Origin of the sequence: Sphingobium sp. Ant17, assembly GCF_000588875.1 — a bacterium.
Taxonomy (GTDB): Bacteria; Pseudomonadota; Alphaproteobacteria; order Sphingomonadales; family Sphingomonadaceae; genus Sphingobium.
Window position 1 is genome coordinate 38685 of record NZ_JEMV01000034.1, and the last position, 14716, is coordinate 53400.

At 59.2% G+C, this 14716-nt stretch carries 12 protein-coding genes and 2 pseudogenes; 9 read left to right on the forward strand and 5 right to left on the reverse strand.

The window, feature by feature from the left end; translation table 11 throughout:
* Positions 1-72 precede the first annotated feature (72 nt).
* Genes BF95_RS15520 through mobF form a run of 3 tightly spaced genes read left to right on the forward strand, consistent with a single transcriptional unit; the run spans position 73 to position 5410 of the window.
* Positions 73-372, forward strand: a complete 300-nt coding sequence (locus BF95_RS15520) for a CopG family transcriptional regulator (RefSeq protein ID WP_043152366.1) — start codon at positions 73-75, stop codon at positions 370-372.
* Complete coding sequence (locus BF95_RS15525) at positions 369-2459, forward strand: type IV secretion system DNA-binding domain-containing protein (protein WP_043152368.1); 2091 nt, start codon at positions 369-371, stop codon at positions 2457-2459. The genes BF95_RS15520 and BF95_RS15525 overlap by 4 nt, the downstream gene beginning before the upstream one ends.
* Positions 2456-5410, forward strand: a complete 2955-nt coding sequence (mobF, locus tag BF95_RS15530) for a MobF family relaxase (RefSeq protein ID WP_043152370.1) — start codon at positions 2456-2458, stop codon at positions 5408-5410. Before BF95_RS15525 ends, mobF begins: the two co-directional genes overlap by 4 nt.
* Before the next feature lie 424 nt (positions 5411-5834).
* On the opposite strand, the gene BF95_RS15535 is transcribed toward mobF, so the two are convergent.
* From BF95_RS15535 to BF95_RS15555, 5 genes and pseudogenes are all read right to left on the reverse strand, one after another.
* Complete coding sequence (locus BF95_RS15535; RefSeq protein WP_235209790.1) at positions 5835-6482, reverse strand: IS66 family transposase; 648 nt, start codon at positions 6480-6482, stop codon at positions 5835-5837.
* A 355-nt stretch (positions 6483-6837) separates the two neighbouring features.
* Positions 6838-7308, reverse strand: a pseudogene (locus BF95_RS15540) (transposase); the annotation flags it as partial.
* Between the two features lie 267 nt (positions 7309-7575).
* Positions 7576-8616 (reverse strand): IS110 family transposase, encoded by a 1041-nt coding sequence (locus BF95_RS15545; protein WP_043152374.1) that lies wholly within the window; start codon positions 8614-8616, stop codon positions 7576-7578.
* 76 nt (positions 8617-8692) lie between these two features.
* Positions 8693-9457: pseudogene (locus BF95_RS15550) on the reverse strand (IS256 family transposase); the annotation flags it as partial.
* Between the two features lie 210 nt (positions 9458-9667).
* A complete protein-coding gene (locus tag BF95_RS15555) occupies positions 9668-11101 on the reverse strand; it encodes an IS4 family transposase (protein ID WP_043152376.1) in 1434 nt (477 codons plus the stop codon).
* 168 nt (positions 11102-11269) lie between these two features.
* Between BF95_RS15555 and tnpA the strand changes: the two genes are divergently transcribed.
* From tnpA to BF95_RS15580, 6 genes are all read left to right on the forward strand, one after another.
* Positions 11270-11647, forward strand: a complete 378-nt coding sequence (tnpA, locus tag BF95_RS15560; RefSeq protein WP_043152377.1) for an IS66-like element accessory protein TnpA — start codon at positions 11270-11272, stop codon at positions 11645-11647.
* 5 nt (positions 11648-11652) lie between these two features.
* Entirely contained in the window at positions 11653-11946 is a 294-nt protein-coding gene (tnpB, locus tag BF95_RS15565) for an IS66 family insertion sequence element accessory protein TnpB (RefSeq protein ID WP_235209791.1), read from the forward strand.
* Positions 11906-11992 carry a hypothetical protein gene (locus BF95_RS31120; RefSeq protein ID WP_443018377.1) on the forward strand — a complete coding sequence of 29 codons (87 nt, stop codon included), beginning with the start codon at positions 11906-11908 and terminating at the stop codon, positions 11990-11992. Before tnpB ends, BF95_RS31120 begins: the two co-directional genes overlap by 41 nt.
* Positions 11993-12049: 57 nt before the next feature.
* Positions 12050-13689, forward strand: a protein-coding gene (gene tnpC, locus BF95_RS15570) for an IS66 family transposase (RefSeq protein WP_152542755.1) whose coding sequence is annotated in 2 segments (ribosomal slippage) — positions 12050-13568 and positions 13568-13689 — 1641 coding nt in all. Because the reading frame shifts where the segments join, the coding sequence is not laid out codon by codon here.
* A 52-nt stretch (positions 13690-13741) separates the two neighbouring features.
* Positions 13742-14050: a hypothetical protein gene (locus tag BF95_RS15575; protein ID WP_043152380.1), complete on the forward strand. Its 309-nt coding sequence runs from the start codon at positions 13742-13744 to the stop codon at positions 14048-14050.
* Positions 14047-14716 (forward strand): hypothetical protein (locus BF95_RS15580; protein ID WP_043152382.1); only part of this gene is annotated, 670 nt, incomplete at its 3' end. The genes BF95_RS15575 and BF95_RS15580, both read left to right, overlap by 4 nt.

Below are 14716 nucleotides of genomic sequence, written 5' to 3' on the forward strand. Positions count from 1 at the left end.
ATATTGCCATTCCGGTAATATGCGACCGCTTCATGATATTTTCGAAGGTCTCTGGATAAGGAGACCCTTCGCTTGCCCAAGCTTAATTTCCGCCTCGATGAATCGCTGCATGCCGCCTTGATGCGCCGTGCGCTCGGTGCGAACCTGTCCTTATCGGGGTTCATCCGTCAGCTCCTTGAACAGGCGGTCGATGAGCGCAAACGCTATGTTTTCTCCTCCCAGGATGAAATCCTCGCCACGTCGATCCAGATCCTATCGATTGTCGCGACGTCCGTCGGCCAGCAATCCCCCAAAGCGCTGGAACAGGGCATGGCGCAAGCCCGAATGATCCTTGCCGAACGCGGACTGCTTGGCGGGGAGGAGATCCCATGAGCATCTTTCGCAACGACACATTAGGCTCCTGGACGCGCGGTGGCCAGGCGATCGTCCACAATGTCCGCATGACGACCCAGGTCTTTTATCAGACCATATTAGCGGGTTTCATCATCTGGATCATCGGCACACTCTGGTATGCGTTCGAGAAATCGACCGAGTATGAGCGGTTCGTTCTGGTCAAACTGGCTGAGGCGACGATCAAGGTGGATGCGGCCGCCGGGACCAATGATCCGGTGCAGTTTCGCACCCCCGAAGGCCAGGCTTACTGGACCTCGGCGGACTGGCTGGTTGCCTCCACCCTTGCGAAAAAGACCATGCATGCATTTGAAGTCTATCTGCTGCATGGCGCACTGCTCTCTGGCCTGTTCACCCTTGTTATGCTCGCCTGGGCCTGGTTCTACTTCACCCGGACGGGTAGGGGCCTTGGCTCCAACGAATATCTGCGAGGGGCAAGGTTCGGCACGATCCGCCAGGTGAAACGTGCGCTATGGCGACAGACCAAGGGACCTCTGGTGATCGGCAATGTGCCGGTGCCTGAGGCCTATGAGCCTGAGCATATCCTGCTGTGCGGTGCGCCTGGCACGGGAAAGACAAACCTCATCGTCGGCATGCTCGACGGCATCCGCAAATCGGGTCGGCGCGCCATCGTCTATGATACCGCCGGTACCTTCGTCGAGAAATTCTATCGGCAGGGCACTGACATGTTGCTCAACCCACTCGACCAACGCGCGGCGCGCTGGTCGCCCTGGGTCGATGTGCCACGCGATTATCATTATGATCAGATCGCGGAATCGACCATTCCCGACAAGCATGGCGATCCCTTCTGGGCGAAGGCGGCGCGGGGCACGCTGGTTGCGGTCATGCGCAAGCTGGCGCGCCAGAAACATACCTATGTATCGGTGCTGCTCGATCGTCTGCTGCGCTCCAAACTGAAGGACCTCGCCGCCTTTGTCACCGGCACTGATGCCGCCGCCTTCATCAGCACCGAAGGCGAACGGACATCCGCCGGCATCCAGGCCGAACTTGCATCGGTCATGCGCAGCTTCGGCTATCTCGATGATACCGAAGACGGCTTCTCGATCCGAGACTGGGTGGAAAAGGGCGCTGATGGAAGCTGGCTCTTCATCACAGTGAAAGCCGACCAGCTTCCCTCGCTACGCCCGCTTATCACCGTCTGGCTCGACATCGCAATCAGCGCGATCATGAGCCTGGCGCCCGATCGCGACCGACGGCTTTATTGCGTGATCGATGAACTGCCGACGCTGCATAAGCTGCCGTCGCTCTCGGACTTTCTCGCCCGTGCCCGCAAATATGGGGGGTGCGGCATATTGGGCTTCCAGTCCTATCCCCAGCTCAAGGCGACCTACGGCAAGGACGATGCGGCCGCTATCACTGGCTATTGCTCGACCTGGGTGGCGCTGCGCGCGAACGACACCGATACCGCCGAGCATGTTTCGATCAACCTTGGTCAGGTCGAACAGGTCGAAGCCAACGAGGGCATGTCCTATGGGGTCAACGACATGCGCGATGGGGTCAATCTGTCGCGGATGCAGGTGACGCGGCCACTGGTCATGTCGACCGAGGTCACCAACCTGCCAAACCTGGTGGGCTTCCTGCGCTTCGGCCGCAATTTGCCCGTGGTGAGGTTCGATAGCCGGTTCAACAATGTACCATCGTTGGGACCAGCTTTCCTCGAACGCACGACGCCCCCCATTCAGATCGACAAGGCCGGGATGCTCGTTCGCATCGCTCACGCCGAAGCGCGTGTTCGCGAAGCGATGGAGCGGGAAGCCACGCAGTCATCTCCGCCGGCGACACATGGCGAGATCAAGCCAGCGAAGCCTTCGGTATCTTCAGAATCCGTCCCGACGCCACCACCGCAGCCGGAACTGTTTACGCTTCCAGCGCAGAACATCGACCCGCAGCGCGTGGAAGATATATTGCTCAATGACGAGAATGCCGAGCTTCCTGCGCCCGCCCGCACCCTTTGGACGATCCTTGCCGGCAGGCAGGGAGAAATCCGGTCCGATCTTGTCCAGCATGGCCGGGATGACGGACCGCGTGAGCGGGCGAGGCCAGCATGATCCAGCCGCAACGTCTCCATGGTACACCAGCCAATATCGCCCGCTACTACACGGTTGGCGATTACTACACCAAGGGCGGCAATGAACCGTCTGCATGGAGTGGGCAGCTTGCAGCCGATCTCGGCCTCTTCGGCGCTGTTGATCCGAAGCTGCTGCGCGACCTTCTTGCTGGAAAAGTCGGCGATCAACAACTCGGGCGGCACCGCGCGGATGGCGAAATTCAGCATCACCCCGGTTGGGATTTTGCGGTCAATGCGCCAAAGTCGGTTTCGATCATGGGGCTGGTGGCAGGTGACGAACGCGTGCTTGCCGCCCATGAGGACGGGGTGACCGCAGCTATTTCCTATCTGGAGGAGCAGGCGCAGTTGCGCCGCCGCGATGAGGGCAAGATTGTTCATGAAACAACGGGTCGGATCCTGGTTGCTCGCTTTACCGAGCATGGCAGCCGGGAACTTGATCCGCATCTGCATACGCATCTCGTCGTGCTCAACATGACGAACCGCGAGAATGGCGATCCCATGGCAAGCCTCGAAAGCCGGGTCATGTATGGCGAACAGCGCGTGGCCGGGCAGATCTATCGCAACGCGCTGGCTTTCGGCTTGCGCGAAGCGGGCTACGAAATCGATGCTGATCCGCGTTCCGGATTGTTCGAGATACAAGGCGTGCCGAAGGACCTGATTGACCAATTCTCGCAGCGCGCCGAAGCGATCGAGGATCATGCGCGCGAGCATGGTCTGGTGGGACAGAAAGCCCAGCGTGCTTCCTTCTACGCCACCCGCAAGGCGAAGGTTAAGATCAGCCAGGAAGAACTCGGCGCGCAATGGCATCAGCGGACAGGCCAGCGTCTCGAAACGCTGCAGGAGATTGCTGCGCTGGCGCGGGGTCGGGAAGGGGAGCATCCGGCGCCCACGGAACGCGATGCGTCGCGTGCGGCTCTTTTCGGCTTGCGGCAACTGGAGACATCCGAGGCGGTCAACAATTTAGGCGATATATTGCGCACTGGTCTTGCTGCCTATGTCGGTGAAGTCCGGCTCGACCATATCCGTCCCCGGATCGCAGCACATGAGGTCCTGCGCAAATTGCTGCCGACCCCTGATCAGACCGGTGACAGGTTGTTGACCCGTGGCCGCACCAGCCGGAAGTCGTGGCGTCTGGAGCTGGCATTGACCCAGCATATCGCGCTTGGCCTTGATGACGCGCGTCCAATCGCCACCAGCGATCGCTTGCTGGCCGTGCTCGACGGGACGTCGCTCAACACGCAGCAGCAGCGCGCACTTGTCGAGACGGCGCTGACGCGGGATCGGGTCACGGCGATTCACGGTGTTGCCGGTTCTGGAAAATCTACGCTGGTGAGAGTTCTCGCTGAGGCGGCCGAGCCGGGAACGTCATTGATTGCATTAGCACCCACATCATCGGCCGCTGCGGAACTGGGAAGTAAGGCGAACATCATGTCTCATACTGTCGCCAGCTTCGTCGCGCGCGGCGGGCAGGGGATCACGGACCGCCATGTGCTGGTTCTCGATGAAGCAGGGCAGCTCGGCAACCGGCAGGCCCAGCGGATGCTGGAGATCAGCAGGACAACCGGCGCACGGCTGCTTTTCCTTGGAGACGAGAAACAGACAGGGGCAATCGAGCAGGGTAAACCCTTCTGGTTGATGCGAAGGCTGGGCTTGCCAACGGTCGAGTTGACGCACGCCGTGCGGCAGGAAACCAAATCAATCAAGGCCGCCGTCACAGCCGCGCGGACGGGGAACTTTGCCGAGGCATTGGCGAAGCTCGATAGCGTCAACACCGTCGACGACAATGAAAAGATGGCGGAGCAGGTCGTCAATGCCTGGATACGGCTCAAGCCGGAATCACGGACAGGGACCAATATCCTTGCTCTCGACAATGCGACCCGGCTGATCGTCAACAGTAAGATTCGCGATGTGTTGAAAAACGAGAATGGGCTGGCTGCCGAGGACAGCCGGTTTTCCATCCTGGCCCCGGCGGGCTTGACCGATATCCAGAAGCATATGGCCCGCTTCTACGGGGCGGGGCAGGTGGTGCGCTTTGATCGGGACATCGCTGGCCACGGTATCGCACAGCACGCCGATTATCGCGTCGCAGGACTAGGCCGGGAGGTCAATGGGCGCCAGGTTGTGCGTTTTGTCGACGATCAGGGGCGCGTCATACGCTGGGATCCGCAGACGACAAGGGCCCGTCACATCAATGTGTTCAATCCTGAAGAACGGGAAATCGCCGAGGGCGACCGTATCCAGTGGCGGCTCGTCAGTCGCGAACTTGGTCTGCGCAATGCCGAGCGCGGCACCGTGGAGAAACTTGACGGCCCCTTAGCGACGATACGATGGGATCGAGATGGGCGCGTGCAGCGGGTTGATCTGTCAGAACACCGGACCTGGGATCATGGTTATGCAGAGACGGTCTATTCCGCTCAGTCCAAAACCTATCCGCGCGTTTTCGTGCTAGCGCCCGTCGAATCTCCGCTGGTCAACGCCCAGAATTTCTACACGGCTATCACCCGCGCGGCATTCGGCGCCAGGCTCTGGACCAACAACGTCAAGGAACTGATTGCCAAGCTTGAGCGCCAATCAGGAGAGAAGACGTCTTCGTTGGAAGGGTTGGGCCGGTTGAAGACTGACCGCGTAGATGCCTTTTCGAAACGCCGGGAAGACCATTTGGCAAGTCTGAGGGCCGAGCAGGAGCGAGACCGAAACGAGCGGCGCGATTGGGCTCTCGATCGACAACACCACTATCGTGACCGCTCACCCCGTGGCGCGGCTGAGCATCTTGCCGACGGTGCCCGGAGCATCGCGCAGGTGCTCGACAGGTTTCTCGCAGGCATTCCCGACCATGCGCGCGCCGAAGGGAGAGCGCCGAAAACCGGCATCAACCGGGAAAATCACTCTCCTGCACCTCGACCCGAACCCTCCCATGGCCCCGAACGATAAGGTCACTGCCCATGCTTCGCTCCAAATTTGCCCTTCAGCTGACCCATGCAAAGCGCTTAGCAGTTGCCGTCCCGCCTGAGTATCTATTTGAATTCAGTACTTCGCGCCAGACCAGAGGGTGTAGAGTCTCCCTGAGCCGCATTGGATGGACCAAACCGCACAGCAGGACTTCTGTCAGTCGTAGCGCCGCCGCCGAGATCAATTCGGGGAGAGCGCTCTTTGCATTTCTCAAAGGTGGCCCAGCTGCGGCGCTGTCACTTTACAGTGATCCGACCAATTCGATCACTACGCCTGGAACCGCTATCCGGAGGGTCAGATGACGTCATACGGCATCCCCAGGCTGTTATGCACTGCCGTCATCAGTATGGCATTGTACACCACCCCCACACTTTCGAAGTAACTACCAACCTCCTCGTAGGGTCGCTCAGGCGGAGATAGCGCCCAGGATGGTGCGGAATGGCAGTTGTCCGGTGAGGCGCGCGGTGTCGACGGTTGACCGCAGTGCGGCCTCCGCGTCCGCAGCCCATTTGGCGCGATAGCCGTTGGTGACTTTTCGCTGGATGACGCTTGGCCTCAGCGCCCGCTCGCTCACGTTGTTCGTGGCATCGACCTTTCCGGCAAAGTCGCAGAAGGTGAGCAATTGGTCACGGGCACGGCGGATTTGGCCGAGCAGTTCACTGGCCAACGGACAATCGGTCGCGCTGGCGAGGATGGCGCCGAGGTCGCGCTCAAGCTTACGCTTATGGCTTCTTACGGTGGAAGAGGCCAGTTCGGCGATACTTCGGGCGAGGCTGAAGGCACGATCAAGCCAGAGCTGAAGACGCACGCCTGTCAGATCGCTGCCATGTTCGGCAACAAAGCGGGCCTTTCGGTCGAGGTGGGCGAGACACGTCTGGTGCAGCCGGCCATGCCCTTGCTGGGCGGTATAACGGTCAGATATCCAGACGTCGGGCTGGTGGCCATTCATGATGTCACGCACGACTTGGCCTGCCCGGGTAAAGTCGGCGGTATGGACGATGGCCTCAGCCGAGCAGAATACCCACTGGTAGGCATTGCACCCTTCGATCCGCACACCTGTTTCATCGCAAGCGACGACATCGGCTCGGCGCAATGCGGCCAGCGCGCTGTCGCGTCCCGTCTCCGCCTGTATTCGGCAAGCCTCGCTTGGTCAGCCCTGGCTCGAGAAAACGCTTTGGGGATTGCGTGATCAGGAAGCGGGCTGGATTGGCGCTGAAGTTCGTAACAGCAATGGCTCTTATGATCTTGGTCCCTTGCAGATCAACAGTTGGTGGATACCTCGCATCGCTGCGCTTGTTGGGCGTGCACCTGTTCAGGTTCGACATTGGCTGCGGTTTGATCCCTGCTTCAATGCGCAGGCTGCAGGGTGGGACTGTCAGGATTTCCGTGTGCGGCCGGGCGGTTGAACATTACGCCGCCATGGCCCTGATGAAGCGCTCACCGAAGATTACGGCGAACTGGGCCTTGGCCATGGTCCACTCACGTGGCGGCATTTTCCACTCTTTTTCCGACCTGTTCAAGATCAGATAGAGCAATTTGGTGGCAGCTTCGTCGCTGGGGAAGTGGCCCCTGGCCCGGACCGCGCGCCTGAGCTTCGAGTTCAGCGCCTCGATCGCGTTCGTCGTGTAAATGATCCGCCGCACGTCGTCTGGGAAGGCGAAGAACGGGATGACCTCACCCCAGGCACGCCGCCAGCTCTGGCCGATCGCGGGATAGCGCTGGCCCCAGGGACTGGCCTCGAACGCCGTCAGCGCCTTTTCGGCAGCGTCAGCATCTGTGGCGCGGTAAATCTCCTTGAGCGCGGTTGCCAGCCCTTTGCGGTCTTTCCAGGATACGAAGTCCATGGAGTTGCGCAGCAGATGGACAATGCATATGTGGACGGCCTCCGCCTTACAATAGATTTAACAGACTATGACCGATCGCTTGCGTTCATATGTCCGGCCTCAAAGGTGCAGCCGCAAATGACCGCGGGCCAAGATGGTTTCCGCCACATGAGTTCCAAACACGTTTCCGGCATTGAGTAGCCATTGCATCGTACGGAGTGTCTCACGCCCGGAATGATCGATCCCATCTGCGCATTCTATTGCAAGTTCAGGCCTTAGCTCAACACGGGTTCTTGCACATCAGCACCCTTGTTTCGCCAAGCTCTATGCCGCTACCTCGCGTAGCGGAATACTGTTTGCCCGGTAGCGCTCGCCGGTCACCATGAGCTTCCAGGCAATGCGCGCAATCTTGTTCGCAACCGCCACGGCAACGAGCTTTGGCGGCTTGCGCTTGAGCAGTTCAAGTAGCCAGGCGTTTGCATTGTTGCCCTTTCCTGCTCGAACATGCCGTAGAAGCGCGGTCGCACCGGCCACCAGCACACTTCGCAGCAGTTCGTCCCCGGCGCGTGTTATAATGCCAAGCCGAACCTTGCCGCCGGTAGAATGGTCCTTTGGTGTCAGGCCCATCCAGGCGGCAAATTGTCGCCCTGAGGCAAACAGCTCGGGCGCTGGCGTTTTCATCATGAGGAGCGACGCTCCGATTGGACCGACACCGGGGATTTCCGCCAAGCGTCGGCTGCATTCGTTGGCGCGGTGCCATGCCGCCAACTCCGCTTCGACCTCTTCGATTTGGTCCTGAAGCTGAGAATATTCCTTCGCCTGCGCGGCAAACAGCGTTCGCGCAAGCGCCGGCACAGTTGGGTCGATCGCGATACGATCGAGCAGCGTAACGATCCGGCACTTGCCTTGGGCAGCAATCAGCCCGAACTCGGCTGCATAACCGCGGATCGCGTTGACCAGCTGCGTACGGGTGCGGATCAACCGATCGCGTACGCGATCAGCATGAGCGCTGCCTGCTGCTCGGCAGTTTTTCATGGGCACAAAGCGCATCGTGGGTCGGCTCATTGCTTCACACAGAGCCTCAGCATCAGCCGCATCGTTCTTCCCGGCGCTTACATAGGGCTTCACCAACTGCGGCGCGATCAGCTTCACTTCATGGCCGTACGACGTAAGGAGCCGCGCCAGATGGTGAGACGCCCCACACGCCTCAATTGCAATCACCGTTGGCGGCAGCTTCTCGAAAAACGCCATCATCTCGGTACGACGCAGCTTTTTGCGTAAAATTGGCTTCTCGGCGGCGTTGACGCCATGCAACTGGTAAACGTGCTTTGACGTGTCGACGCCAACTCGGATAAGGTGTTCCACGGACGGTCTCCTCCTTGAGATTTGCAACAACCTCAATCTGGCACATTGTGATGCCGTTTGGAGGCCGTCCACACCAACACGTTTGAACAATTGCCTCCGGGAACACGGCGGTGATCGCATCAGGGAAGCCCTTCAAGCCATCGACGACAGCGAGAAGGATATCTTCGACGCCGCGGTTCCGCAGTTCGTTCATCACCCGCAGCCAGAACTTGGCGCCTTCGTTTTGCTCCAGCCACAGGCCCAGAACCTCCTTGGTGCCATCAGCACGGACGCCCAGCGCGATATGGATCGCCTTGTTGCGGACCATGCCTTCATCGCGGATCTTGACCCGGATCGCGTCGAAGAAAACCAACGGATAAACCGGGTCGAGCGGCCTTTGCTGCCAGGTGGCAACTTCGTCGAGGACAGCATCGGTCACCGTGCTGATCAGATCCGGCGATACGTCGATACCGTACAGATCGCGCAGGTGCCCGGTGATCTCCCGCGTGCTCATGCCCCGCGCATACATCGACACAATCTTCTCATCGAAGCCCGGAAAGCGGCGCTGATACTTGGCTATCAGCTGCGGGTCGAAGCTAGACTGGCGGTCGCGCGGGACATCAATCTCCAGCTTGCCGGTCTCGGTCATTACGGTCTTCCGGCCATAGCCGTTGCGCGTGTTGCCGGCACCTTCGCCTGTCGCAAGATGGTGATCCATCTCCGCGTTTAACGCGCGCTCCGTCAGCGCCTTCTTCAGCGAATCCAGCAAGCCACCTTGTTCAAATGCCGCACTGGCAGCGCCTCCGGCCAAAAGCTCGTCGAGAAGCGCATTGGGAATAACGGATTCTTTGCGTCGTGACATAGTGGGACTCCTTGTTACCCATTAAGCCCGGCCACACACGGAAATCCTGACAGTCCCTGCAGGGTGGATAACACCAGTTCCGAGGTCCACCCACGCAGGCCCTCAAGTTCTTCGACCAGCTCTACCGGATCGAAAGGCAGGCGCGGGACGAAATACCCGATGAGGGAGAAACGCAGGCCAGCTACACAGGCCAGCTACACAGGCTTGCGATTACCCACAAGTGGCAAGCTCCGCGCCTATTTGGATATCGACGAGGCGTCGTAGGCCGCGCCAGACAACGGTGTTGCCAGGCGGGGGGTCAGACATCCGCGCAAGATAACCGCCAAGGCGGGACAATTTGGTGAGATATAGCTGGAGCGTTCCCGGCTTTGCTCGGCGGTTCCCGCTATCGGTAACGAGGCGGTCGAGGATTGCAATTTCCGTTGCTGTAAATGCGATCGCCGGATCGGCATCGGGGGCAGCACGTGCCATCATGGTCATCCACATCACGCGCCAACTGACGATACAAAACAGCGCGACAAGGTTGGCTAAACGATCGGCGGTGCGAAGCTTGGCATCTTCAGCACGACATCCTGACTTCAGAATCTTATGAAAAACTTCGATCTTCCAGCGCGTCGAATACCAACGTATTTTCTCGATCGCTGCGTCGAGGTCGGCAACTTCCAGATCGGTGACGAGCTTCCACAGTATCGGCTTCCGGCCCAATGGGACACCGACTTCCGACGCATGGATCACCGTCAGATCGAGCGCCGGGTAGCGTTTTTGCTTCCCGATCGGCGGGCAGACGTGGATTCGTTTGTACCGTATATCAAGGGTTACACGTTCGACCGTGTCATTATCGACCCTCACTTCGATGCTATGCATGCCCGCGCTTGGAGCCTCTTGCATTTCGATTTTCACGGTGTGATCGCCGTTGCCAGCGAGCCTGTCGACAACGGTGCGGACGACGAAGTGAGTGCCGAGATCTTTGGCGAGGCAATAGAGTTCGTAAATGTCGCTCTCTCGATCGCCGACATGGACACACCGATCCGGCTGCCCCAACAGAGCGACTGACTGGCGAAGATTATCGAGCCAACGAACGCTCTCCTTCGCTTCGATCGGAACCCGCGTCGGGTTTATTCTCCGCTTGAGCTGGGCAGTACCCTTGAACTTATCGCGGTTCCAGAATTTGACCGCGGCCAGGCCGAGGGGCAGTCCCTCATCCGTGACAACGAGGCTGGAATGCATAAGTATTCCGCAAACCGCATGATGGCGGAGCCGACCACTCTTGTCGCGACCACTGTTGACGCTTTTGGTGAAACCGATGTCGTGCGGGTTCCGCCGCTGATAGGTGAACTCTGTCGTATCCTGAAGCACCAAGATCGGTCCGTCAGATGCGGCATACCGCGCCTTCGTCGCCTCGATATGGCCTGCAAGGATGTCCCCTTCCTCGACCTTTGGGTTGGAAAAGAACCGATATGCGGCTTTGGTGCTCGCCCAGTCCTGACAGGCCAGAGGAATTGATCCTCCCATTCTGTCGCTCAGGCGGCGAAGCAAATCGCCGAACCGGCGCCCGAGACGAGCATCTCTGAAAGCTGTTTCATCGACCTCGCTGCGCGACCAGTGGTCACCCAAAGGCAGCAGTTTTTCGCTTTCGGCCTGCATCGCGCACCTCACGAACACAATCACGGTGCTCGTGAATGAATCACAACTGATTCATCCGATTCAACAATTTTCTCTCGGAGACACGCAAGCGATTCAAATACTTGTGGGTAATCGCAAGCCGGTAGCGGCCGCATTGTCGGTCGGATGTAGCCGGCGCATTGCGCGGGCATGGATGAGATAATCAGCGATGTGTTTCCGGGCGTTCGTCGCCTGGATGTATTGGAGACGGGCCGGCGTAGGCGTTGGACCGATGACGCAAAGCAACGGATCGTAGAGGAGGCGTTTCAGCGCGGCGTTTCAGTTTTGACGGTAGCGCGGCGCCATGATGTTGATCCATCCCAGATCTATGATTGGCGCAGACGGCTATTTCCGCAGATTTCCAGAGGGATATCCGGCTTTGCGCCGGTGGTTGTGACCCCTGATTGCCCAGTTCCGTCGTCACGCGGCCAGATGGAGATTGTTTGCGGCAATGGCCGCCGGATCATCGTCGACCGCGACGTCGATGTCGCCGCGCTGCTTCGGGTGCTGGCGGGGCTTGAAGGATGATCCCCGTGCCGAGCGATGCGAAGATCTGGATCGCGCTGGGTCACACAGACATGCGACGTGGCATGCGCGGTCTGGCGCTGCAGGTTCAGGAAAGTCTGAAGCGTGATCCTCATCAAGGGGATCTGTACATTTTCCGGGGGCGCAGCGGATCATTGATCAAGATTTTGTGGCACGACGATTTCGGCATGTCGTTATATGCAAAACGGCTCGAGAAGGGGCGTTTTTGTTTGGCCTTCTGCGAAGGACGGTACGGTGCCGATTTCGGCCTCGGCACTGGCCTGCCTGCTAGAGGGCATTGACTGGCGCAACCCGCAGAAAGCCTGGCGTCCGAGCAAAGTTGGGTAGCATTTTTCTGGCGATTTTCCTTCGGGCTCAGGGCCGATTCTGCTAGGGATTCCGGCGATGGAGACGCTCTCGGCCCGCGATATGCAAGACCTGCGCGAGGCCGTTGCCCGCGCGGATCTGCGCGCCGTCGAGGCAGAGGCCAATGCCGCCCGCGTCCTGGCAATCAACGCTGATCTGATCGCCCGCAACGCCCATCTTGAGCTGCAAAACGAGAAGATGCGTCGCGCGCTGCACGGACCATCTTCGGAGCGTTCGCGCCGCCTGATCGACCAGATGGAACTCGAGTTCGAAGAGCTAGAGGCCACTGCAACCGAAGATGAGATCGCTGCGCAGCAGGCAGCTGCAAAAACGACCACTGTCGAAGCCTTCACACGCAAGCGTCAAACGCGCCGGGAGTTTCCGCCAGGTCTTCCCGTCGAGCGGGTCGTTATTCCCGCCGAGAAGAACTGTCCTTGCTGCGGTTCGGATAACCTGAGCAAGCTTGGCGAGAGCGTCATTCGTGCGCTTGAGACTGTGCCTGCCCAGCACAAGATCATCGAGACCGTGCGCGAGCGCTTTTCCTGCAGATCGTGCCAGACCATCACGCAGCCGCCAGCGCCGTTTCACGTCACGCCGCGCGCCATGTTTGGCCCGCATTTCCTCGCATGCCTTGCGTTCAACAAGTTCGGGCTGCACCAGCCACTCAATAGCCAGCGCGATCGCCTCGAGAGCCAGGGCATCCCGCTCAGCCTTTCGACGCTTGCCGATCAGATCGGTGCGATCGCTGCCGCTGTGAAGCCGGTTTTTCTGCTGCTCGAAGCGCACACGCTCGGTGCCGGGCGCCTCCACGGCGACGACACCACCGTGCCGCGCCTGGCAAAGTACAAGACCGACATCGCCCGGATGTGGACTTATGTCTGCGATGATGCGCCGTTTGCAGGTGGGCGGGCACCGGCGGCACTGTTCTACTATTCTAGGGACCGCAAGGGCGAGCACAGCCGGGGGCATCTCACTGGCTATCGGGGCATCCTTCAAGCCGACAATTATGCCGGCTATAACGCGCTTTATGACCCCGGTCGGGCCGAAGGGACGATTACCCACGCTGCCTGTTGGGCCCATGCGAGGCGATACTTCTTCGAACTTGCCGACATCGCCACCCAGCTGAAGCGTAAACCTGGCAAGCGTGTCGTCATCTCGCCACTTGCGATTGAGGCCGTACAGCGCATCGACCGCATCTTCGCTATCGAGCGCGATATCAACGGCAGTCCTGCCGCCGAACGGCATGCCGTGCGCCAAATCCTGTCAGCCCCGCTGGTCGCGGAGCTGGGTGACTGGATGCGTGAACAGCGCGGGCTGCTCTCCTCTAAGGACGCAGTCGGCAAAAAGATGGATTACATGCTCAACGCATGGCCCGCTTTTACCGCATTCCTCGAAGATGGCCGGATATGTCTCACGAACAACGCCGCCGAACGCGCCCTGAGAGCCATTGCAAGAGGAAGAAAAGCTTGGTTGTTCGTCGGTTCTGACCGTGGCGGTGAGCGCGCCGCAATGATGTACACCCTCATCGCCACTTGCAAACTCAACGATGTCGATCCCCTCTCTGGCTAACCGACGTGCTCACGCGGATCGCTGACATATCCCAGAACCGCCTCCATGAGTTGCTGCCATGGACCTGGAAACACCTGCGCGAAAAGATCGATACCGCTCAGGCGGCCTGATTTGCCAGCAGCGTAAACCCGATCTCACAGGAATATCGGTAGCGATACTCCTATGAGGTCTTACCTCAAAAATGCTGCGCGCCTGCGGTCCACACCGGATGCGTACGGTCATATCGACATCAGCACTTCACTTAATGAGGCAACAGCCGAAGCGCTTGCGGATAAGATACTCGCCGAAAATGAGCATCCCCGCCTGTTTGAGCATCAGATTGAGGGTTTGCTCTGGCTGGACTTCTTCATTGATGGCCCTCCCCTCTGGCAAGTGGTCGCAGACCATGATGCGGTCGATGAACCCATGAAGGGCATCAGCACATCAATCGACTTCAACGAGGGCATCTCAACCGTGGAGGTGCGAGGATGATCGACAGGGGAACAGTTTTCGTCCTGCCCAAGAGCGTGTCTATCGCGCCCAGCAGCACGGCCACCGCTACGAGCGCGTCCAACATGCTACACGACGAGAAGGCGCTTGTATGGCGCTCCACGGGGGTGACAGGGGTAAATCTCGTGCTGTCGCAGACCGGCGCTTGGGATACGATTGCGCTTGTGGGAACGAACTTGCGCGCAACCGATACAATCCGCATTCGTGCTGCCAATGACACCACGACAGTCACGACCGCACCAGCAATCGACCAAACTATTCCGGCTTATTCAGGTGTAGCGAAGGCAACCGGCGGCATGGTGGTATTTCGACTGAGCAGCGCAGTTACCCACACAGTTATCCACATTGAAATAACATCGACCGGCAACCCAGCGGGTTATGTTCAAGTGAGCAATCTGATCCTTGGCACCGCTGTTGAATGGGATGGCATCGACGTAGGCGCGGAAGTCTCATACGAAAATCAAGGCCAGAGCTATCTGAGGAAGTTCCTCACGAAGCCGACTTGGAAGATCAATCTGTCGGGTATGGATACCACTTCATATTATGAGGTGTGGGAGGACTTCTGCTTAGCTGCCAGTGATCGACGCGGCTTTCTATTCATTCCTATCTACGGCGACACTTTCCAGCAGAAGCGCAGCGCTTTCGTGT

What these genes read in the sequence shown, in the direction of transcription:
- BF95_RS15525 (WP_043152368.1), top strand. Translation starts at nt 369, where the DNA reads ATGAGCATCTTTCGCAACGACACATTAGGCTCCTGGACGCGCGGTGGC.
- mobF (WP_043152370.1), top strand. Translation starts at nt 2,456, where the DNA reads ATGATCCAGCCGCAACGTCTCCATGGTACACCAGCCAATATCGCCCGC.
- BF95_RS15555 (WP_043152376.1), bottom strand. Translation starts at nt 11,101, where the DNA reads ATGCAGGCCGAAAGCGAAAAACTGCTGCCTTTGGGTGACCACTGGTCG.
- tnpA (WP_043152377.1), top strand. Translation starts at nt 11,270, where the DNA reads ATGGATGAGATAATCAGCGATGTGTTTCCGGGCGTTCGTCGCCTGGAT.
- BF95_RS15575 (WP_043152380.1), top strand. Translation starts at nt 13,742, where the DNA reads ATGAGGTCTTACCTCAAAAATGCTGCGCGCCTGCGGTCCACACCGGAT.